Annotated in this window: 23 protein-coding genes; 12 read left to right on the top strand and 11 right to left on the bottom strand. The window is 54.5% G+C overall.

Annotated features, from left to right (window positions below; all coding sequences use genetic code 11):
- Nucleotides 1–98: 98 nt before the first annotated feature.
- Complete coding sequence (locus JEM67_RS20285; RefSeq protein WP_199634699.1) at nucleotides 99–704, top strand: glycine cleavage system transcriptional repressor; 606 nt, start codon at nucleotides 99–101, stop codon at nucleotides 702–704.
- 2 nt (nucleotides 705–706) lie between these two features.
- A complete protein-coding gene (gene bcp, locus JEM67_RS20290; RefSeq protein ID WP_006316879.1) occupies nucleotides 707–1171 on the top strand; it encodes a thioredoxin-dependent thiol peroxidase in 465 nt (154 codons plus the stop codon).
- A gap of 49 nt (nucleotides 1172–1220) precedes the next feature.
- On the opposite strand, the gene JEM67_RS20295 is transcribed toward bcp, so the two are convergent.
- The gene (locus JEM67_RS20295) at nucleotides 1221–2291 is read right to left on the bottom strand and encodes an AI-2E family transporter (protein ID WP_199634674.1); all 1071 of its coding nucleotides are present in this window, start codon (nucleotides 2289–2291) and stop codon (nucleotides 1221–1223) included.
- A gap of 605 nt (nucleotides 2292–2896) precedes the next feature.
- Between JEM67_RS20295 and JEM67_RS20300 the strand changes: the two genes are divergently transcribed.
- Nucleotides 2897–3814: a bestrophin family protein gene (locus tag JEM67_RS20300; protein WP_013814061.1), complete on the top strand. Its 918-nt coding sequence runs from the start codon at nucleotides 2897–2899 to the stop codon at nucleotides 3812–3814.
- Nucleotides 3815–3876: 62 nt separating this feature from the next.
- On the opposite strand, the gene moaE is transcribed toward JEM67_RS20300, so the two are convergent.
- The 6 genes from moaE to JEM67_RS20330 form a co-directional block, all read right to left on the bottom strand.
- On the bottom strand, nucleotides 3877–4326 hold the full coding sequence (gene moaE / locus JEM67_RS20305) for a molybdopterin synthase catalytic subunit MoaE (RefSeq protein ID WP_199634675.1): 450 nt from the start codon (nucleotides 4324–4326) through the stop codon (nucleotides 3877–3879).
- 1 nt (nucleotide 4327) lies between these two features.
- Complete coding sequence (moaD, locus tag JEM67_RS20310; protein WP_199634676.1) at nucleotides 4328–4573, bottom strand: molybdopterin synthase sulfur carrier subunit; 246 nt, start codon at nucleotides 4571–4573, stop codon at nucleotides 4328–4330.
- Between the two features lie 39 nt (nucleotides 4574–4612).
- A complete protein-coding gene (gene moaA / locus JEM67_RS20315) occupies nucleotides 4613–5599 on the bottom strand; it encodes a GTP 3',8-cyclase MoaA (protein WP_199634677.1) in 987 nt (328 codons plus the stop codon).
- A gap of 159 nt (nucleotides 5600–5758) precedes the next feature.
- Nucleotides 5759–5905, bottom strand: coding sequence for a DUF2474 domain-containing protein (locus JEM67_RS20320; protein WP_199634678.1), 147 nt, complete (start codon nucleotides 5903–5905; stop codon nucleotides 5759–5761).
- A gap of 28 nt (nucleotides 5906–5933) precedes the next feature.
- A complete protein-coding gene (gene cydB, locus JEM67_RS20325; RefSeq protein ID WP_199634679.1) occupies nucleotides 5934–6944 on the bottom strand; it encodes a cytochrome d ubiquinol oxidase subunit II in 1011 nt (336 codons plus the stop codon).
- A 1-nt stretch (nucleotide 6945) separates the two neighbouring features.
- Nucleotides 6946–8355, bottom strand: coding sequence for a cytochrome ubiquinol oxidase subunit I (locus tag JEM67_RS20330; protein WP_199634680.1), 1410 nt, complete (start codon nucleotides 8353–8355; stop codon nucleotides 6946–6948).
- Between the two features lie 629 nt (nucleotides 8356–8984).
- Between JEM67_RS20330 and JEM67_RS20335 the strand changes: the two genes are divergently transcribed.
- The 3 genes from JEM67_RS20335 to JEM67_RS20345 all read left to right on the top strand — a co-directional run bounded on the left by JEM67_RS20335 (nucleotide 8985) and on the right by JEM67_RS20345 (nucleotide 13003).
- Nucleotides 8985–9950: a Dyp-type peroxidase gene (locus JEM67_RS20335; protein ID WP_199634681.1), complete on the top strand. Its 966-nt coding sequence runs from the start codon at nucleotides 8985–8987 to the stop codon at nucleotides 9948–9950.
- Between the two features lie 342 nt (nucleotides 9951–10292).
- Nucleotides 10293–10625, top strand: coding sequence for a hypothetical protein (locus tag JEM67_RS20340; protein WP_370576124.1), 333 nt, complete (start codon nucleotides 10293–10295; stop codon nucleotides 10623–10625).
- A gap of 89 nt (nucleotides 10626–10714) precedes the next feature.
- On the top strand, nucleotides 10715–13003 hold the full coding sequence (locus JEM67_RS20345; RefSeq protein WP_199634682.1) for an FdhF/YdeP family oxidoreductase: 2289 nt from the start codon (nucleotides 10715–10717) through the stop codon (nucleotides 13001–13003).
- 63 nt (nucleotides 13004–13066) lie between these two features.
- Here JEM67_RS20345 and JEM67_RS20350 read toward each other — a convergent pair whose 3' ends face one another.
- Nucleotides 13067–13684 (bottom strand): LysE family translocator, encoded by a 618-nt coding sequence (locus JEM67_RS20350; protein ID WP_199634700.1) that lies wholly within the window; start codon nucleotides 13682–13684, stop codon nucleotides 13067–13069.
- 208 nt (nucleotides 13685–13892) lie between these two features.
- Between JEM67_RS20350 and JEM67_RS20355 the strand changes: the two genes are divergently transcribed.
- Both JEM67_RS20355 and JEM67_RS20360 read left to right on the top strand, forming a co-directional pair.
- Complete coding sequence (locus JEM67_RS20355) at nucleotides 13893–14348, top strand: Lrp/AsnC family transcriptional regulator (RefSeq protein WP_199634683.1); 456 nt, start codon at nucleotides 13893–13895, stop codon at nucleotides 14346–14348.
- Between the two features lie 29 nt (nucleotides 14349–14377).
- Nucleotides 14378–14584 carry a DUF2767 family protein gene (locus JEM67_RS20360; protein WP_199634684.1) on the top strand — a complete coding sequence of 69 codons (207 nt, stop codon included), beginning with the start codon at nucleotides 14378–14380 and terminating at the stop codon, nucleotides 14582–14584.
- A 95-nt stretch (nucleotides 14585–14679) separates the two neighbouring features.
- On the opposite strand, the gene JEM67_RS20365 is transcribed toward JEM67_RS20360, so the two are convergent.
- Both JEM67_RS20365 and JEM67_RS20370 read right to left on the bottom strand, forming a co-directional pair.
- Complete coding sequence (locus JEM67_RS20365) at nucleotides 14680–15888, bottom strand: NAD(P)/FAD-dependent oxidoreductase (protein WP_199634685.1); 1209 nt, start codon at nucleotides 15886–15888, stop codon at nucleotides 14680–14682.
- Nucleotides 15889–16052: 164 nt separating this feature from the next.
- Complete coding sequence (locus JEM67_RS20370) at nucleotides 16053–16592, bottom strand: RrF2 family transcriptional regulator (protein ID WP_004951873.1); 540 nt, start codon at nucleotides 16590–16592, stop codon at nucleotides 16053–16055.
- Nucleotides 16593–16757: 165 nt separating this feature from the next.
- Between JEM67_RS20370 and JEM67_RS20375 the strand changes: the two genes are divergently transcribed.
- The 3 genes from JEM67_RS20375 to arsC are packed head-to-tail and all read left to right on the top strand — an operon-like array spanning nucleotide 16758 to nucleotide 18819.
- Complete coding sequence (locus tag JEM67_RS20375; RefSeq protein ID WP_199634686.1) at nucleotides 16758–16946, top strand: hypothetical protein; 189 nt, start codon at nucleotides 16758–16760, stop codon at nucleotides 16944–16946.
- Nucleotides 16947–16975: 29 nt separating this feature from the next.
- Nucleotides 16976–18445, top strand: a complete 1470-nt coding sequence (locus JEM67_RS20380) for a beta-barrel assembly-enhancing protease (protein ID WP_199634687.1) — start codon at nucleotides 16976–16978, stop codon at nucleotides 18443–18445.
- A gap of 20 nt (nucleotides 18446–18465) precedes the next feature.
- On the top strand, nucleotides 18466–18819 hold the full coding sequence (arsC, locus tag JEM67_RS20385; RefSeq protein ID WP_199634688.1) for an arsenate reductase (glutaredoxin): 354 nt from the start codon (nucleotides 18466–18468) through the stop codon (nucleotides 18817–18819).
- A 47-nt stretch (nucleotides 18820–18866) separates the two neighbouring features.
- Here arsC and hda read toward each other — a convergent pair whose 3' ends face one another.
- The gene (hda, locus tag JEM67_RS20390; protein WP_126484490.1) at nucleotides 18867–19568 is read right to left on the bottom strand and encodes a DnaA inactivator Hda; all 702 of its coding nucleotides are present in this window, start codon (nucleotides 19566–19568) and stop codon (nucleotides 18867–18869) included.
- Here hda and JEM67_RS20395 point away from each other — a divergent pair.
- A complete protein-coding gene (locus tag JEM67_RS20395; RefSeq protein ID WP_199634689.1) occupies nucleotides 19484–19795 on the top strand; it encodes a hypothetical protein in 312 nt (103 codons plus the stop codon). The two genes, hda and JEM67_RS20395, sit on opposite strands and share 85 nt — an antisense overlap.

Here is a 19795-nt window from a genome sequence, read left to right on the forward strand (position 1 = left end):
CCACAAACAAGTCACTCATGGTACTTTTGCTACCTATCCAAAAGCAAGCAAACAACAGCGTTGTAAGCGCTTGGCAGGCGGTTTTTTTTATGTTTACCATGGTAACCCCATTGAGCACGACAGGAAGATCCATTTTGCCTAAGCCAGATGAACACTATCTCGTGATTACCGCGCTCGGCGCCGACCGCCCCGGAATCGTTAACGCCATCACTCGCCACGTCAGCAGCTGCGGGTGCAATATCGAAGATAGCCGTCTGGCCATGCTGGGTGAGGAGTTCACTTTCATCATGCTGCTTTCCGGCAGTTGGAACGCGATTACCCTGATTGAATCCACTCTGCCGCAAAAAGGCGCGGAGATGGAGCTGCTGATTGTGATGAAACGCACCACTTCGCATGAAAGGCCGCCGATGCCGGCCACAGTGTGGGTGCAGGTTGAGGTGAAAGACTCGCCGCACATCATTGAGCGCTTCACCGATCTGTTCGACTCCAGCCAGATGAACATTGCCGAGCTGGTGTCCAGAACCCAACCGGCGGAAGGTCACCTGCCGCCGCAGCTTTACATTCAGATCACCGCGCACAGCCCCGGCAACGCGGATGCATCAAATATTGAGCAAGCCTTCCATCACCTATGTACAGAATTGAACGCACAAGGCAGTATTAGCGTTGTTAACTATCCACAGCATGATGAGAAAGATGGAGAGTAGTGATGAGCCCATTGAAAGCCGGTGACACAGCGCCGAAATTTAGTTTGCCTGACCAGGACGGTGAGGAAATTAATTTGGCCGACTTCCAGGGACAGCGAGTGCTTGTTTATTTTTATCCGAAGGCGATGACGCCGGGTTGTACCGTTCAGGCCTGCGGTCTGCGGGATAACATGGATGACTTGAAAAAAGCGGGTGTCGAAGTGCTGGGCATCAGCACGGATAAACCAGAGAAGCTGTCGCGTTTTGCCGAGAAAGAGTTGTTAAATTTCACGCTGTTATCTGATGAGGATCATCAGGTGGCACAGCAGTTCGGCGTTTGGGGTGAAAAAACCTTTATGGGGAAAACCTATGACGGCATTCACCGTATCAGCTTCCTGATTGATACCAAGGGTAAAGTCGAGAAAGTGTTTGATGATTTCAAAACCACCAATCATCACGACATCGTTCTGAGTTACCTGCAGCAATAATTCTCACGAAGCGCAGCGGCCCAGGCCTGCTGCGCTTCGTCATTCGCGCTTATTCCTGTTCCGTGTCCACCCGCAGCTCGTCCGGCCAGGCGTGTATCACCGCCTTCACCAGCGTGGCCAGCGGGATAGCAAAGAACACGCCCCAAAAGCCCCACAGCCCGCCAAAAATGATCACCGACAGGATAATCACCAGCGGATGCAGATTGACCGCCTCGGAGAACAAAATGGGCACCAACAGGTTGCCGTCCAGCGCCTGCACCACCAGATAGGCGACGATCAGCGTCCAGAAATCGGCGCCGACGCCCCATTGGAACATCGCCACCACCACCACAGGAATGGTCACCAACACCGCGCCGATATAAGGGATCAGCACGGAGAAGCCAACCAGCACCGCCAGCAGCAGCGAATAGCGCATATCCAAAATAGCGAACACCAGGTAGGTCGCCACGCCGACGATCACCATCTCGAGCACTTTGCCGCGGATATAGTTGGTGATCTGCTGGTTCATTTCGATCCACACCTGCCCTGCCAGCCCGCGATTGCGCGGCAGCACGCGGCGCACCGCGTTGAGCATTTGCTCTTTGTCCTTCAGCAGGAAGAACATCATCATCGGCACCAGAATCAGGTAAATCGCCAACGTCAGCAGCCCGACCAGTGAAGCCAGCGAGAATTTCACCACCGACTCCCCCATGCCCGACAACCGCCCGCGCAGGTTCTCCGCCATCATATCGATGATGCCGGCATCAACCAGCGCCGGATAACGCTTCGGCAGCGTCGCCGCAAAGTTATAGAACTGATTGAGCATCCCCGGCAGATCGGTCATCAGGTTGATACCCTGCTGCCAGGCGGTCGGCGCCACCACAAACACCAGCAGCATCGCGATGCCGGCGAACATGATCATCACCAGGCTCGCCGCCCAGTTGCGCGAACAGCCGATACGCTGCAGCCGCGCGGTCGGCCACTCCAGCAGATACGCCAGTACGATGGCCACCAGCAGCGGCGTCAAGATACCATGCAGAAAATAGAGAATGAGGAACCCGGCGACCAGAATCACCAGCAGGGCGATAGCCTGCGGATCGGTGAAGCGACGACGGTACCACTGTAATAACATCTCCAGCATCAGAGAGTGCTCCTAGAGGTTTGACTGGCAGGCATTGCGGTTCCTGGGGTTGGTCTTTTTATGAAATGAATGGGGTACAGGTTTGGGCACGCCAACACGCAAAGTACCTGAACGAGCCCGCTGCGCTTCAACACCCAACGGAGTGGATTTTCCGCTCCGGAGAACATCCAACTCACAACATGCTCCATAAGAATACCAGAGCCCAGGACAAGCGTATCCTTAAACCGAGACGAATCGCAATCCGCACATCCCGGCAACGCGCAGGGCATTCCGTTGGCAGACCATACTCTTTATTCTCATTTGGCTTCCGCGCCTCGGCCATTAAACGAAAACGGGGGCGTGCAAACGGCAAGTCATTCAATAACTCTTATTTATCTTAGCATCACAATATTAATTATTTTTTAGACGTATTGATTATTGAATAAATAAATCAGATAATTTAAGCACCGGCTCAGAGAGTCTGAACATCATTGCTCTATGTCATACAGTAAGCATTCACTTGCCAACGAAAAATCTCATACATTGTTACATATTATCGGCCATGATAATTATTCATCACTAAAACAATCACAGCCAAGAGTAAGCTACCAGGGAGTAGTAAACCCATGATTATTCGCCCAAACCAGCACTGGTTTCTCCGCCTGTTTGACTGGCACGGTTCGGTGTTGTCAAAAATCACCTTCCGCCTGTTTTTAAATATCCTCATGTCTATTGTCGCCATCATCATTTACCAATGGTATGAACAACTTGGCATACATCTCACCATTGCCCCCTTCAGCCTGTTGGGGATTGCCATCGCTATTTTTCTGGGTTTTCGCAACAGCGCCAGCTACAGCCGCTTTGTTGAAGCGCGAATGTTATGGGGAACCCTGCTGATAGCGGAGCGCACATTATTGAGACAATTAAAAAACCTGCTTCCGGAAGATAAAAAACATCATGAAGAAATAGCAAAATATCTTATTGCGTTTAGCTGGAGTTTGAAGCACCAATTAAGAAACACCGATCCCACCGCTGACTTATATCGCATTTTACCGAGAGAGGCTTTCTCGGAGATCATCGCCAGCCCAATGCCCACTAACAGAGTCTTGTTATTATTGGGCGATGAGATTGGCAAATTGCGTCTGGCGGGTAAATTAAGCGACGTCACCTATAAAATGCTCGATAATAAACTGGATGAACTCGCACATGTTCTCGGCGGTTGCGAAAGAATAGCCAACACGCCGGTGCCTTTCGCCTACACGCTGATCCTGCAACGCACCGTATATTTATTCTGTTCCTTGCTGCCGTTTGCGCTGGTTTCTGATTTGCATTACATGACGCCGTTCGTTTCCGTGTTTATTTCCTATACCTTTTTATCCTGGGACTCACTGGCCGAAGAGCTGGAAGACCCCTTTGGTACCAGCGCCAATGATCTGCCATTGAATGCCATCTGCAATACCATCGAACGTAATCTGATGGAAATGAACAATCAAAAACCTCTGCCTGCCCTGCTCAAACCCGACCGTTATTTCAATCTGATCTGACGCCGCTCTTCGGCACGGTGTACACCGTGCCGAAGCCTGATGGGAATCAAATGTTCAGATAACTACCAACGTTCAACTGCCGCGCAATCTTTATCCCTTGCGGCAACCCATAGTTCGCCCTGCGGCGTTGATTCCTTTTTCCAGAATGGCGCTTTGGTTTTCAAATAATCCATAATAAATTCTGCGGCAAGAAAGGCGTCGCCTCTATGAGCGCTGCTGACGCCGACCAAAACGATACCATCGCCTGCCCGCATCTCGCCGATACGATGAAACACGACCACCCGCCCCAGTGGCCAACGGCGGCGGGCTTCATCAACAATCTGCGCCAACAACTTTTCGGTCATGCCGGGATAATGTTCCAACGTCAGGGAATTGACATCGCAGCCCAGATTATTATTTCGTACTTTGCCGACGAAAGTGACCACGGCGCCCTCGGTCTCTGAGGCTGATAACCATTGATGTTCCCGTGCGATATCAAAACTCTCGGTGTCGACGATAATTTTGTTTTGCATCTCAGCCCCCGGTGACCGGCGGATAAAAGGCCACTTCATCACCGGCATTCAAGGGGTGATCGAAAGGCACCAGCGTTTGGTTTACCGCAGCCAAAAGTTTATCACCCTCCAGTGCCAGTGCCCAACGGTCGCCTTTTAGCAACAGCGCCTGGCGTAACGTCGCCACCGTGGCGTAGTCGGCAGGGAGTTGCAGATGGTTGCAACCGATCAGCTCACGTACCTGAGCAAAGAATAAAACGTCAATCATGATTCCCCCGTGCTGGCCATGGTCTTTCTCCAGTAAAATTTACCCCCCGATAAACGACAGGTTTTGCGTGATGCCGGTATTCCCCTGATGCAGGAAATGCGTTTGTTTTTTCTGCAATAAACTGTGCGCAATACGCTCTTGCAATGCTTGCTGGCTGCCGTCGGACTGCAACAGGTCACGCAAGGCGACACCGCCGTCACCAAACAGGCACAGGTGCAACTTACCCGTTGCGGAGACCCGCAGCCGGTTACAGCTGGCGCAGAAATTTTTTTCGTACGGCATTATCAGGCCGATTTCCCCCTGATAATCCGGGTGGAAAAACACCTGAGCCGGTCCTGCGCTGCGCTCTCGTTCCCGGCGCTGCCACCCCATGGCGACCAGGCGTTCGCGGATCACCTCTCCCGAAATATGATGCTGGCGGAACAGATCTCGTCCTTCCCCCGTTTCCATCAGTTCGATAAAACGCAGCTGAATCGGGCGGTGCTTAATCCAGTCAAGGAACGTCTGCAGGCTATGATGATTGATCCCGCGCATCAAAACGGTATTGACCTTGACCTTGTCAAACCCCGCGGTAAAGGCGGCGTCAATTCCGTCCATAACTTGCCTGAACTTGTCCTGGCCGGTTATGGCGTGAAACTGGTTGGCGTCCAGGCTGTCCACACTGACGTTAATGGACGTCAGCCCAGCGGCCCGCCAACGCGCCACATCACGCGCCATGCGGTAGCCATTGGTGGTCATGGCAATATTGCTGATTTCCGGGTTTTGTCTGACGGTATCAATGATCTCGACGAAATCTCTGCGCAGTGACGGTTCGCCGCCGGTCAGACGGACCTTTTCCGTGCCGCAGGCGGCAAAAGCCCGCGTAACCCGCCGAATTTCATCCAACGTAAGAAAGCTTTTGTTGTTGCCCCCAGTGGGACGATACCCATCAGGCAAACAGTAGCTGCAACGGAAGTTACACACATCCGTAATGGAGAGCCGCAAATAATAAAACTTACGTTCCCAGGGATCGGTAAATGTCGACATCTGCAATACCTCCCAAATGAGCAGTAACAAGAAATCATCAGGCACTTATGAATTAAGTGTCAGAGCGGAAAACAATGGCGTTGCTGTTGATTGCCCCGAGGCTGACCGAAAAGCAAAGCCAGGCTATCTATTAAGCCCATAGCCTGGCTGCTTACTTTTTCAGTGAGACTTCATGCCGGCTGCGAGCATCAGCAGTTTAAATACCGATGCCACTACGCCGAGGGCCAGCACGCTTGCAGCCCAAATAGCCATCATCCACATCAAGCGCCGCCAAAGGGCCGGGTGGCTGTCTGTCACAGGTTTCATGATATTCGTCTCCTGGCAACGTTATCGATCAATGGTAACCTTCGTCCGGTTTGATTTTTCCGCGGAACACGTAATAGCTCCAGCAGGTGTAAGCCAGAATGACCGGGATTATCAGCAACCCGCCGACCAGCATAAAGCCCTGGCTCTGAGGCGGTGACGCTGCCTGCCAGATGGAGATCGACGGCGGGATGATATTCGGCCAAATGCTGATCCCCAGACCGCTGAAACCCAGAAACATCAAGCCCAGGGTCATCAGGAATGGACCATAGCTGGCCCGGCGGTTATACGCCGCCCGCACGATGCCCCAGGCAAAGGCCAGAACCAACAGCGGCACCGGCAGGAACAAGAAGATATTCGGCGTGGTGAACCAGCGCGCGGCAATATCCTGGTGCGCTAACGGCGTCCAGATGCTGATGATGGCAATGACGGCCAGCAGCACCAGCGTCAAGGGGATCGCCAACTCGGACATCTTGCGGTGCAAGGCCCCTTCCGTTTTCATCATCAGCCAGGTACAGCCCAATAACGCATAGGCGACCACCAGGCCGAGGCCGCAGAACAGCGGGAACGGCGCCAGCCAGCTCAGCGCCGAACCGCTGTAGACGCGGCCGGTGACATCGAAGCCATTCAATATTGCCCCGACGGCAACCCCCTGGCTGAAGGTCGCCAGGATCGAGCCGACAATAAACGCCTTGTCCCAAAACGGACGATGCTCCGGCGTGGCCTTGAAGCGGAATTCAAACGCCACGCCGCGAAAGATCAGGCCAATCAGCATCGCAGTCAGCGGAATGGATAACGCGTCGGTGATAACGGCATAAGCCAGCGGGAAAGCGCCATACAGCGCCGCGCCGCCCAACACCAACCAGGTTTCGTTGCCGTCCCAGACCGGCGCCACGGTGTTGACCATCATGTCGCGCTCGGTGGCATCCTTATTGAACGGAAACAGGATACCAATCCCGAGATCGAAGCCATCCATCACGATATACATCAAGGTGGCGAATACGATGATGGTGAACCAAATAATTGAAAGATCGATGCCCATGTTAGTTTCTCCCTTCCGGCTTGTTCAAAGGATCCTGAACCGCAGACAGCGGACGCGCCGGCGTGCCGTCGGCAACGGCGCCATGCGTATCGTCGCTCCCCGGCCCTTTCTTGATCAGACGCATCAGGTACATATAGCCGACGCCGAACACCGAGCAATACACCGCGATAAAAGCCAGCAGGCTGAAGCTCATGTGCATATCACCGTGCGCGGAAACGGCGTCGCGGGTCCGTTGCACCCCATAGACCACCCAGGGCTGACGACCGATTTCAGTGGTGAACCACCCGGCCAACAACGCAATCAGGCCTGAAGGCCCCATTAACAACGCAAACCACAAAAAAGGACGCGACTGATACAGACGGCCTCTCCAACGCAGCCATGCGCTGACGACGCCAAGCAGAATCATCAGCATGCCCAGACCGGCCATCACGCGGAACGACCAAAAGATGATGGTGGAATTCGGGCGATCTTCCTTAGGGAAGCTTTTCAACGCCGGCACTTGCTTGTCGAGACTGTGCGTCAGGATCAGGCTGCCCAGATAAGGGATTTCCAGCTTGTAGCGGGTTTTTTCCTGTTCCATATCCGGCACGCCGAACAGCACCAGCGGCGTGGCTTCACCCGGCCGGTTCTCCCAATGGCCTTCAATGGCGGCAATTTTCGCCGGTTGATACTCCAGGGTATTCAAGCCGTGAGCATCGCCGATTACCGCTTGAATCGGGGCGACAAACAGCGCCATCCAGAGCGCCATGGAGAACATTTTACGCACCGCCGGTGAATCGTTGCCCCGCAGCAGGTGCCACGCAGCCGATGCCCCGACAAAGAAGGCGCTGGCCAGGAAAGCGGCGGTAGACATGTGCAATAAACGGTAAGGGAATGACGGGTTAAAGATAATTTTCAGCCAGTCGACCGGGACAACAATACCGTTTTCGATCGCATAGCCTTGCGGCGTGTGCATCCAGCTGTTCGAAGCCAGGATCCAAAAGGTTGAGATGAGCGTACCCAGTGCGACCATACAGGTCGCAAAGAAATGCAGCCCGCGCCCTACCCGGTTCCAGCCAAACAGCATAACCCCGAGGAAACCGGCCTCCAGGAAGAAAGCGGTAAGCACTTCATAGGTCAATAAGGGCCCGGTAATGCTGCCGGCGAACTGCGAAAAACCGCTCCAGTTGGTGCCAAACTGGTAAGCCATTACCAGACCTGACACCACCCCCATACCAAAATTGACCGCAAATATCTTCGACCAAAAATGATAAAGCTCGCGGTAGGTGTCATTACGTGTTTTCAGCCACAAACCTTCCAGCACCGCCAGAAAACTCGCGAGCCCGATGGTAATAGCCGGAAAAATAATATGAAAGGAGACAGTAAAGGCAAACTGTATCCTCGCTAAATGGAAGGCATCTAATCCCAACATCGTTCACCCCTGTGTATCACCATTTTGATAAGTTTATAAACCACGAGTTATATTGCTATTCCAGGTCACTGCCCGTTATCCATTAAAAAGCAGGGCCACACTCTTTACATGAGCCGCGCAAAAAATGAGGAAAACCTCATACCGCTCTTTTGTTTTACAATCCCGGTAATTTTTTAGTTTTCTTTTCCTGTCCGTATTTTTAGCTAAACAGGCCTGCGGATGCCCCAAGGGTGAGTTTATGGGCACGAACATGGGAGGAATCAGGATAATTAATTAGCCTCGACACGCCTCAGTCGACGCAGATGATTTTATTTTAAATTTTAACGGTATATCTTCTGAACTTACCACTCCCCTTTTCCTACTAATGATCTCTTGGTTTTTCTCAGTTTCCCTCGCTTTGTGAAGTAATTTTACCTGCCAATAACATTTCGTCAAATTGGTTAATTTTATTGCGCAATAGATACAATCTATCACGCACCTTGTTAAGTTTTGATATGCTATTTGGAATAGGTTGTATCAACATTGACAATGCAAAGTAAAAAAGGTAGCTCTATATTTAATGCGTTTTACATCAGTTATTGTTGCTTTTTAAATATCATATTTAACCTTTACTGGATGGTAGACGACTTATGAGCACGTATTATGATGATTCACAGGCAGTTTTTAGCCCTGTTACGCGCAGTGCCATCTTCATTGTCGCGACAATAACAAATACGCCGGAACACCACGACACCGTACGCAACTGGTGTGCCGACGTGGCGGCAGTGGTGCGTTCGGTAGCGAAAAGATCGCCAGATGGACGACTGTCATGCGTCTGCGGTTTCGGTTCCACCGCCTGGAATACGCTTTTCGGCCTTCCGCGCCCGGCGCAATTGCATCCTTTTCGTGAAATAGGATCCGGTGGCCGTGTCGCCGTCGCTACGCCAGGTGACATTCTGTTACATATTCGTGCCGAAGAAATGGATCTGTGCTTTGAGCTGGCAACCCAGTTGCTGAATAAGCTCGGCGATGCCATCACCGTCGTGGATGAAGTTCAGGGTTTCCGTTATTTCGATCAGCGCGCGATTATCGGCTTTGTCGACGGAACCGAAAACCCTGAGGGCCGCGGAGCCATCGACTTCACCGTGGTGGGTGAGGAAGACCGCGCCTTTGCCGGCGGCAGCTATGCCTTGGTGCAGAAATATCTGCATGATATGAAAGGTTGGAATTCCCTGACCATTGAACAGCAAGAGGGCATTATCGGCCGCCATAAACAATCCAATATTGAGCTGGATGCCGACGTAAAACCTTCCTCATCCCACAGCTCACTCACCACGCTGGAAGACGAGAACGGTAACGAAGTAAAGATCCTGCGCGATAACATGCCGTTTGGCAGACCCGGTATGGGCGAGTTCGGCACCTACTTCATCGGCTATGCCCGCTCCCCGGTGCCGATAGAACAAATGCTTGAAAATATGATTATTGGCCTTCCACCCGGTAATTATGACCGTTTGCTCGACTTCAGCCATGCCGTCACCGGCGGTTTATTCTTTATTCCATCGCTGACGTTATTAGAAGCCTTGTCGACGCGCAGTGTGCCGCCCAATAGTCATTAACGTCACGACTGGCGAAAACATCATTCAAGGATAATTAAAGAGTAACGCATCCAGCATTTTACTGAAAAATGCTGAATGCACCTTATTTCGTCATCTGGCATTGTGGTAACGATGCCTTAACTCACCACCACCAATAAGGAGCTGGCATTAAATTCGTCAACACCATTATTTAATCTGAGAAGATTAAATAAATAACAGACATATCTAAAAACGCCTGTTTTATTGAAGTTAAATCGCTTTAACTTGATAGGAGTTAATTCACCATGCCTATTTTATGTGATATTTGTCATGCTCGCCCGGCTTCTGGCCGTGTGACAGTGATGCAAAATAATTCGTTTAATCGTGAATATCCAGCTGGAGCATTTAACGCGCACGGCAGCGGCTCAGAATATCACCCTCAATATTGCAGATTCTTTGGTGGAACACCTGGTGGACGTGGGCTATCAGCCTGATTTTGGTGCCCGTAAATTGAAACGCCGGATCCGCGAGGAAGTGGAAACCCGATTGGCAAAGGAAATTCTTGCCGACAACCTGAAGTCAGGCGACAGCGTCGAGATTGGCTATGATCAAACAACTGACAAGGTCGTGTTTCACAAACTGATCCCCATGAGTAAGGAGAATGCAGACCCGCGAGCAACACCAGAACCGCCTGTTACTCAGGCTGGGCCGCAATAATAGTTGTCGGTTATCCCGCCTCCCGAGGGGAACGCCGAATAGACCTGTCTCAATAAGATATCGCCCACTCAGGGGCGGTAGGAGTTCATATGATGAAGAAGAAACGCGCCGTTCCCGGAATACGGCCCTATGATGGGCCGGCAGGTGGCTGGGGCGCATTGAAAGCGACGGCTATCGCCGTGAAAACACAAATGGAAACCTTCGAAGCGCCGGTCACGCTGATGCGCACCAACCAACCGGACGGCTTCGACTGCCCCGGATGCGCCTGGCCTGACAAAGAACACCACTCGACCTTCCAGTTCTGCGAAAACGGCGCCAAGGCGGTCACCTGGGAAGCCACCAGCAAGCGGGTAACACCGGAGTTTCTGGCGGCCAACACAGTGACCTCCCTGCTGGAAAAAACGGATTTTGAGCTGGAAGGCTACGGTCGTCTGACGCATCCGCTGGTTTACGACAGCGCCAGCGATACGCTGCGCCCGGTCGAATGGGAAGATGCCTTCAAGCGCATCGGCGAACTATTGCGCGGCATGCAGTCGCCGGACCAGGTTGAGTTCTACACCTCCGGCCGCGCCTCCAATGAAGCCGCCTACCTGTTCCAACTGTTTGCCCGTGAATTCGGTACCAATAACTTCCCGGATTGCTCCAACATGTGTCATGAACCGACCAGCGTTGGCCTGCCGCAATCCATCGGTATCGGCAAGGGCACGGTGTCATTGGATGACTTCGACAATACCGAATTGGTGATTTCCATTGGCCACAACCCGGGCACCAACCACCCGCGCATGATGGGTACCCTGCACGAACTGGCGCGGCGCCAGATACCGATTATCGTCTTCAACCCGCTGCGTGAACGCGCGCTCGAGCGCTTTGCCGATCCGCAAAACGTTATCGAGATGGCGACCTACAGCTCCACCAATATCGCTTCAACCTACTATCAGGTTAAAGCCGGCGGCGACGCCGCCGCATTGAAAGGGATCGCCAAGGCGCTGTTGGAATATGACGCCGCTCAGGGTGCGGGCAGCAACGTTATCGATCGTGACTTCATTGCCGAACACACCCAGGGTTTCGAGCAATTCACCACGGATTTGGCCGCCACCCCGTGGAAAGACATTGAAGCGGAGAGCGGCCTGACTCAGGAAAATCTGGAGCAGGTTGCGCTGGCCTATGCGAAATCCAAAGCCACGATCATTACTTACGGCATGGGCATTACCCAGCACAACAAAGGAACGGCAAACGTACGTTTGATTGCCGATCTGCTGTTAATGCGCGGCAATATCGGCAAACCCGGCGCCGGGATCTGCCCGCTGCGCGGCCATTCCAACGTACAGGGCAACCGCACCGTCGGCATCACTGAAAAACCGTCGCCAGAGTTCCTGGCCAATCTGGAAAACGTGTTCGGCTTTGTCGCTCCGAAAGAGCACGGGCATGATGCGGTAAAAGGTATGCAATCCATGGTGGAAGGCACCTCCAGGGCGCTGATTTGCCTTGGCGGTAACTTCGCCGTGGCCTTGCCGGACCCGAATCTGTGCTTCCCGGCGATGAAATCGTTGGATTTAAGTGTCCATCTCGGCACCAAGCTGAACCGCTCACACCTGCTGGTAGCCAAGGAAACCTACATCCTGCCTTGCCTGGGGCGTACAGAACTGGATATGCAAGACAGCGGTCGCCAGTCGATCACGGTGGAGGATTCCATGTCGATGGTGCACGCCTCTTCCGGCAAACTGAAACCGGCATCCCCGTTCCTGCTTTCAGAGCCGGCGATCGTCGCCGGTATGGCCAAGGCAACCCTGCAGGACAGTAAGGTGCCCTGGATGGAACTGGTGGCCGATTACAGCATCATTCGCGATCTGATTGAAAAAACCATTCCCGGTTTCGATAAATACAATGAGCGTATCGCACAGCCCGGTGGGTTCCGTATGCCGCTGCCGCCAACCGAGCGCATATGGCCGACGCCAACCGGCAAAGCCATGTTCTCGGTGTTCAGCGGCGTAGAAGAAGATGCCGACGTCCAGGGCGACGACGTGCTGCGTCTAATCACCCTGCGCAGCCATGACCAGTACAACACCACTATTTACGCAATGGATGACCGTTACAGAGGCGTATTTGGCCGTCGCGATGTTCTGTTCATGCACGACATCGATCTCGAGAAGCGGGGCCTGGAACATGGTGATCTGGTGGATATCGAAACCGTGGTGGCAGGGCGCAAACTGCGGCTGGAAAATATCACAGTGATCTCCTACAACATCGCCCCAGGCTCCGTCGGCGCCTATTACCCTGAGGCGAACGTTCTGGTTCCGCTGGATTATATCGACAAGGAAAGCGGTACCCCGTCTTATAAATCGGTGCCGGTTCGCGTAACTCACGCCACGGCCAGCTAACGGCGTAATAGACCCGTCGTTAACGAGTCTGTATTGAAGGGGGGAAGTCGCATTCCCCCCTTTTTATTTGAACGCCTGCCCGGCGAGCAAACCGATGGCAATAAACAGCATGGCAACGCCGGAAATGCGGCTGACGACACGGGCGGCCTGCGGACGCGTCTGCAACAGGGACTGCGACCCCCATCCCACCAGCAGATAAACCAGCCCACAACTCACCAGATGCAACAAACCCAACGCAAGGATCTGCATCGGAATCGACCAGGCGGCATTGGCATCGGTGAACTGCGGCAACAGCGCCAAAAACAACAGAAAAACCTTGGGATTCAGGCCGCTGATGCAAATCCCTTTACCGGCCCAACGCAGCCAGGAGCCGGACGGCTGCCCTTCACCCGCGCTGGGCGCGGGGGGATGAAGCAGCATGTTGAAACCGATCCACAACAGATAAGCCGCGCCAATCAGAGTCAGCACCGTAAGGGCCAGCGGATTGCCCGCCACCAGCGCGCCCACGCCGGCCGCCACGATCGCTATCGCCATCAGATGCCCCAACAGCAGGCCCGCCACCGCAGGCACCACCACCCGGCCGCGTATGCCTGCCGATATGATATATGCCCAGTCCAGCCCCGGCGTAATGACAAACAGCATGGATACCGCCCAGAAGGCGGCAAAAATAGCCGGCGTCATGTGCGCGATGCCTTTTGCGGCCACCGAAGCGCGGTGCATTGGCTTATCCGTTTTATCACTTCACTTTCCTCCACAGGACACGGCTTTCAGGTTCCAAAAGCCAGTAATGTTCAAAATTGTTCAATTATTGAAAAGAATATCCCCAAGTTGTTAGAATGTGGTTTCAATTATTTGCGTATAAATTGCAGATTGAGGGAAATTCTTCCAAATGGATAAGATCGACCGCAAAATCCTTGCTGAACTCCAGTTCGATGGGCGTCTTTCCGTTACCGAATTGGCTGACCGGATCGGGCTCAGCGTTTCCCCCTGCCATCGCCGGGTACGCGCTCTGGAGCAATCTGGGGTGATCAGAGGCTACCGCGCGCATCTCGATCCCGGCTGCCTTGGCTTTAACTTTTCTGCGTTGGTATTTGTCACTATGCGGGAAGGGGATCGCCAGGCCGTTGAAGCCTTCGAGAATGCCATGCTGGACATTCCCCAGGTTGTCCAGGCGCAGCGGCTGTTCGGCGACCCCGATTATCTGCTGCACGTCATCGCCCGCGATCTGCCGGCTTTTCAGCGGCTTTACGACGAACGGCTTTCCGCCCTGCCCGGCGTACAGCGCCTTACCTCCACACTGGTCATGAAAAGCGTGGTGCAAGACCGGCCTTTTCTGCCGTTGTAGATTCAAATCAACCCCAAGAGGAAACAGTAATGAGCAGTGGTTTCGAGGATTCAAAAGCCTTATACATCGGCATCTGCACGGTGGTAGGCGATGCCTTCCTGGCATTGGCCAATGAAGAGCGTCAAACGCAAAAAGCGGACGTGATTAATGAGCTCAAAATGGCGATTACCCGCGAAGGCCGGGATGTCGGCCTGGATGAAGCGCGCGAATTGGCGATCGAGTGGCTGGAGCGATAACAGTGCCGAGGATAAAAACCGGGGTTTGGCCGCGTTCTTTTTTACCCGCGGGAAACCGGCAATAAAACGGGAGCGTCTCCGCTCCCGCCTGTGGCTCAGGGCACAATCACAAAGTCCGGATTGGCAACGGCGAAAAGCGCATCGCGGTCCGGCGCCGGTGGATAGATCCACTGCGTATTAATCTCCTGCTTAATCTTTTTGCCCTCCTGCCGGGTGAAGCGTACCTGACGATCCCACCCTTCGGTGTAGAGCGCCCCCCAAGGGCCAAGATCAAGACAAGTGACATATTTCGGCTGGCTGTAAGGGTGTACCGGCAGCCCCGTCAGTTCTGCCGCCGCGTTATGGCCGGCAACGCGGCCGAGGCTCATGGCGTGCTGGCAGGACATCACGTTGTAGTTGCCGCAATCGTCGGTCGCTGCTTTCACCGTATCCCCGGTCACAAAGACGCCCGCCGCCGCCGGTGCACGCAGGAACGCATCGCCGATCACCCTCCCGCTGCCGTCGCGTTCGCCGGGGATCTGCGCAGTGAGCGGATGCGCACGCATGCCCGCAGCCAGTATCACCGTATTGGTCGCGATGCGTTCGCCGTTCGACAACGTAACGCTGTCCGCATCCATCGCAGTAACCCGCCCCCCGGCCCGCGACTCGACGCCGCACTCGGCCAGCGCCTGCTGGATCACTGCGGCAGGTTCAGCGCCCATTCCGGCACCGACCTCTGGCGCGGTATCAACAATCACCACGCGAATATCCGCTTGGCTGCCCAAAATGTCGCGTAGCCGCATTGGCATCTCGGCGGCACTTTCCAGCCCGGTCAACCCGCCGCCAACCACCACGACGCTATTGCGCGCCGAGGTTTCCGCTTTATTGCTCAGCGTTTTTAAATGGGTATCCAGGCGCCGCGCGTTTTCCAGCGTATCCACGTTGAAACCGTATTCTGCAAACCCCGGCACCGCAGGAACAAACAGCCGGCTGCCGGTCGCCAGTACAAAACGGTCATAAACCAGGGAGATTTTTTGCCCGTCGGCCTGTTGAACCACCAGCGATTGACTCAGGGTATCGATCTCTTCCACCAGCCCCGCCAGATGATGCACGCCGACGGCGGCAAGCTGGGAGGAAATGTCCGGGTTCATGTTTTCCAGCACCGCTTCATAGAGGCGTGGTCGTATGGTGACATTTGGCGTCGGCGACACCATCGTCACCTCAATCGCCCCGGTTTTACCGGCAAGCGTGATGGCGCGCATGGCGGAAACGGCAGCCCAAAACCCGGCAAAACCCGAACCGGCGATCACTATTTTCTGCGTCATTGGTTTACTCCTTCAAAGATAGATAACCGGGCCTTCAGGCTGCCCGTGACGTTTTCCGGACGAACGGCGCAGCTCCGCCGCCCGTCAACAGGGCGCAGAGAGGCCCCCGCCTCTTCCGGAGAGGCGGGAAAAAAGTGTCTTTTTAAGGAAGTACTGCGGCGATGTTAGGGCTTGGTGCGCGCCGGTTTGCCGCTGCGGGTGGTGCGCCCGGTCATGCGTTCATCGATCCAGATATTCACCTCGCTGAAGAAGCCTTGCGGTGCCTTGCGGCCAAAACGCGTGGCAACGGCACCCAGAGTTTGCGCCGCCAGGGCGTCGCGCATGGCTTTTTCCGCCTGAAGCATCACCGCGTGGATCGCGCATTTACCGGAAACCGCCCAGTCGGGCGGCGAATTGTCGAATACGGCGCAGCGGCCACGCACTTCCTGGCAGTCGAACAAGGGCTTGTGCCCTTCAATGGCGTCAATGATTTCCAGAAAACTGATTTCATCCGCCGGGCGCGCCAGCCGGTAGCCGCCGCGCACCCCTTCGCTGGCCGCAACGATCCCCGCCTTTTCGAGTTTGGGAAAAATTTTGGCGAGGAAGCTGGGGGAAACGCCCTGCAATTCTGCCAGTTCTCGGCTGCTGAGGGCGCGCTGGTTATCGCCGACCAGCCAGAGCAAACAGTGGATACCATATTCAACGCTGGTTGTGATGTACGCCATTTTTGAATCTTCAGTATGATGTGGCCTTCAATAACACAGACTATATGAGTCTCCGTTTATCTTGTCAATAAAACACGGACAAACTTGATCCTTGTTTTATCGTGCAGCCTGAATCAATCGAAAAGGGAACGGCGGGCAGAGCGAGATAAAAGCGAGGATTCAGAAATGAAAAATAAAACTTTTTTGCCCGGTTATTCCCTGACGGAAGTTTCATTGTCGCCTGCGGCTGACTATGATGTGATCTGTTTAAATGGCGCCGCAATGCGCCATTTTGTGAGCCACCGCACTTTCGCGTCGATTGTTTTGGCAAGCCCGGCACGGAAGAAGAACTCTTATGTGATGCTGACGTCTTAGAGATGACTATTTAAGGGAAAGGCCTGACTATGACCACCCGGTTGACCAAAACAGTAATTGCAGTACTGTTGCTCGGCGCGCTCAACGCCACGGCGATGGCGCCGGCGAAGGCGGAAACCCAGGATCAACTGCCGGACATGGGCACCTCTGCGGGCGGCACCCTGAGCATCGGCCAGGAGCTGGCGATGGGGGATTTCTATGTGCGCCAGTTACGCGCCAGCGCGCCCCTGATCAACGATCCGCTGCTGACCCAATACATCAACCAGTTGGGCAACCGGCTGGTGGCGAGCGCCTATTCGGTGCGTACTCCGTTCCATTTCTATCTGGTGCGCAACGACGAAATCAACGCCTTCGCCTTTTTTGGCGGCAACGTGGTGCTGCACTCCGCCCTGTTCCGTGAAACCGACAACGAAAGCCAACTGGCTTCGGTGCTGGCGCATGAAATCTCGCACGTTACCCAGCGCCATCTGGCGCGGGCGATGGAAGACCAGCAGCGCAATGCCCCGCTGACCTGGGTAGGCGCTCTCGGCTCGATCCTGCTGGCGATGGCCAACCCGACCATGGGCATGGCGGCGCTGAGCGGCACGCTGGCCGGCACCCAGCAGGGCATGATCAGCTTTACCCAATCGAATGAGCAGGAAGCCGACCGTATCGGCATTCAGGTGCTGCAACGCGCCGGGTTCGATCCGGAAGCGATGCCCAACTTCTTGCAGAAACTGTCCGACCAATCGCGCTATGCCTCCAAGCCGCCGGAAATGCTGCTGACACACCCCTTGCCCGACAGCCGCCTGTCCGATGCGCGCAACCGCGCCAACCAAATGCCCAAGCACCTGGTGCAGTCCACGCAGGATTACCTGATGGCCAAGGTACGTTCGCTGGGCATGTACAGCACGGAAGGCTACAGCCTGAATGAAGAGCTGCTCGACGCCTACAGCAAAGGCAACGTACGCGAGCAAATGGCCGCCAAATACGGCCGCGCCATCCTGTTCTATGAAGCGAAAAAATACGACGATGCCCGTAACATCCTGCAGCCGCTGCTGACGCAAGATCCGAAAAACGTCTGGCTGCTCGATCTGATGACCGACATCGATCTCGGTCAGAAACGCGCGCCGCAGGCCATTGCGCGGCTACAGGCCGCCAACGCAGCACAGAGCAACAACCCGGTGCTGCAGCTCAATCTGGCCAACGCCTATGTGGAAGGCAACCAACCGGCGCAGGCGTCAAAAATACTTAACCGCTACACCTTCGCCCATCCGGACGATCCCAACGCCTGGGATCTGCTGGCACAGGCCAGCGCCGCACAGGGGCTGCGCGATGAAGAGCTGTCCGCCCGCGCCGAAAGCCTGGCGCTAACCGGCCGCCTAGATCAGGCGATCGGCCTGCTCAGCAACGCCAGCTCTCTGCAAAAACTCGGCAGCCTGAAACAGGCGCGTTATGATGCGCGCATCGACCAGCTGCGCCAGTTGCAAGAGCGTTTCCGCCAGTACCAGCGCGGCTGATTTTCATAAGGATGAATTAAATGAAAAACGTCACTATTTACCACAACCCGCGCTGCTCCAAGAGCCGCGAGACCCTGGCGCTGCTGGAACAGCATGGCGTAACGCCTGAAGTGGTGCTGTATCTGGAAACGCCGCCGTCGGCAGACGCGCTGAAGAAACTGCTGAAGGAACTGGGTTTCAGTTCCGCACGCGAGTTGATGCGTAAAAAAGAGGATCTGTACAAAGAACTGAAGCTGGCGGATGAAACCCTGAGCGAAACGCAATTGCTGGCGGCAATGGTGGAGCATCCGAAGCTGATCGAACGCCCTATCGTGGTCAAAGGCAGCAAAGCGCGTATCGGCCGGCCGCCGGAGCAGGTGCTGGAGATATTGTAGTTTCACACTTGGGTGCGATATTTATCTATCGTGCCCAATATTATTTTCTACAACCCCAGAATTTCTTTGACGAACGGGATGGTCAGCTTACGCTGGGCAGTGATAGAGGCGCGATCGAGCTGATCCAGCGTAGTAAACAATGTGCGCATCTCACGATCCAACCGTTTCAACAGGAAACGGCCTACGTCTTCCGGCAGTTCAAACCCACGCAGTTTACCGCGCAGTTGCAAAGCCTGCAGTTTCTCTTCATCCGACAGCGGTTGCAGCTTGTAGATTTGCCCCCAGTCGAGGCGCGAAGCCAGGTCAGGCAGATGGAGGTTCAATTGACGCGGCGGGCGATCGCCGGTAATAAACAGGCGCGTGCGGCCGGTTTCCAGAATGCGGTTGTAGAGATTAAAGATCGCCATTTCCCACTCTTCGTCGCCTGCGATGCATTCAATATTGTCGATGCACACCAGAGCCAACTGCTCCATGCCATCCAGCACTTCAGGCACGAAATAAGCGCGCTTATCCAGCGGGACATAGCCCACCGCTTCACCACGCTGTGAAAGCTCCGCACAGGCCGCATGCAACAGGTGACTGCGCCCACCGCCCTCGCGAGACCAGAAATAGATATAACTGCCATGTTCCTGACGAACGGCGGACTGGATCGCGGCTAATAGGGATGGGTTCTCGCCCGGATAAAAACTGGCAAAAGTTTCATCATCGGGAAGATAAAGTGGCAGTGACAGCTGTGCCGGCGTATTCAGGGAAGCACCTCAACCAAAACTGGCAGGAAAACGCGGTAAGTCTATCACAGAAAGCGGGCTCTGTTGAACCGGCAGGATTTTATGCCGCAATAGTGAGCAACGGGGCCCCACTGGCGGCAAACCAACGCATTGCCATTGCGGGTGAAATTTGTATTTTATCCAAGGATTATCCTAGTATAGAAAGGCGAAATGCAGTCACCATAAACAAGGTTTCTACAAGGACATAG

This window comes from Serratia sp. PAMC26656 (genome assembly GCF_016469055.2).
Taxonomy (GTDB): Bacteria; Pseudomonadota; Gammaproteobacteria; order Enterobacterales; family Enterobacteriaceae; genus Serratia; species Serratia plymuthica.

Excerpts from the sequence above, each read along its gene's own strand:
- JEM67_RS20365 (WP_199634685.1), bottom strand. The coding sequence starts at position 15,888 with ATGACGCAGAAAATAGTGATCGCCGGTTCGGGTTTTGCCGGGTTTTGG.
- moaA (WP_199634677.1), bottom strand. The coding sequence starts at position 5,599 with ATGTCGACATTTACCGATCCCTGGGAACGTAAGTTTTATTATTTGCGG.
- JEM67_RS20285 (WP_199634699.1), top strand. The coding sequence starts at position 99 with ATGGTAACCCCATTGAGCACGACAGGAAGATCCATTTTGCCTAAGCCA.
- JEM67_RS20330 (WP_199634680.1), bottom strand. The coding sequence starts at position 8,355 with ATGTTGGGATTAGATGCCTTCCATTTAGCGAGGATACAGTTTGCCTTT.
- arsC (WP_199634688.1), top strand. The coding sequence starts at position 18,466 with ATGAAAAACGTCACTATTTACCACAACCCGCGCTGCTCCAAGAGCCGC.
- JEM67_RS20350 (WP_199634700.1), bottom strand. The coding sequence starts at position 13,684 with ATGACGCCGGCTATTTTTGCCGCCTTCTGGGCGGTATCCATGCTGTTT.
- JEM67_RS20300 (WP_013814061.1), top strand. The coding sequence starts at position 2,897 with ATGATTATTCGCCCAAACCAGCACTGGTTTCTCCGCCTGTTTGACTGG.
- JEM67_RS20320 (WP_199634678.1), bottom strand. The coding sequence starts at position 5,905 with ATGAAACCTGTGACAGACAGCCACCCGGCCCTTTGGCGGCGCTTGATG.
- JEM67_RS20370 (WP_004951873.1), bottom strand. The coding sequence starts at position 16,592 with ATGGCGTACATCACAACCAGCGTTGAATATGGTATCCACTGTTTGCTC.
- JEM67_RS20380 (WP_199634687.1), top strand. The coding sequence starts at position 16,976 with ATGACCACCCGGTTGACCAAAACAGTAATTGCAGTACTGTTGCTCGGC.
- JEM67_RS20395 (WP_199634689.1), top strand. The coding sequence starts at position 19,484 with ATGGGTTCTCGCCCGGATAAAAACTGGCAAAAGTTTCATCATCGGGAA.
- JEM67_RS20360 (WP_199634684.1), top strand. The coding sequence starts at position 14,378 with ATGAGCAGTGGTTTCGAGGATTCAAAAGCCTTATACATCGGCATCTGC.
- JEM67_RS20345 (WP_199634682.1), top strand. The coding sequence starts at position 10,715 with ATGATGAAGAAGAAACGCGCCGTTCCCGGAATACGGCCCTATGATGGG.
- moaE (WP_199634675.1), bottom strand. The coding sequence starts at position 4,326 with ATGCAAAACAAAATTATCGTCGACACCGAGAGTTTTGATATCGCACGG.
- moaD (WP_199634676.1), bottom strand. The coding sequence starts at position 4,573 with ATGATTGACGTTTTATTCTTTGCTCAGGTACGTGAGCTGATCGGTTGC.
- cydB (WP_199634679.1), bottom strand. The coding sequence starts at position 6,944 with ATGGGCATCGATCTTTCAATTATTTGGTTCACCATCATCGTATTCGCC.
- JEM67_RS20355 (WP_199634683.1), top strand. The coding sequence starts at position 13,893 with ATGGATAAGATCGACCGCAAAATCCTTGCTGAACTCCAGTTCGATGGG.
- bcp (WP_006316879.1), top strand. The coding sequence starts at position 707 with ATGAGCCCATTGAAAGCCGGTGACACAGCGCCGAAATTTAGTTTGCCT.
- JEM67_RS20295 (WP_199634674.1), bottom strand. The coding sequence starts at position 2,291 with ATGCTGGAGATGTTATTACAGTGGTACCGTCGTCGCTTCACCGATCCG.
- JEM67_RS20335 (WP_199634681.1), top strand. The coding sequence starts at position 8,985 with ATGAGCACGTATTATGATGATTCACAGGCAGTTTTTAGCCCTGTTACG.
- JEM67_RS20375 (WP_199634686.1), top strand. The coding sequence starts at position 16,758 with ATGAAAAATAAAACTTTTTTGCCCGGTTATTCCCTGACGGAAGTTTCA.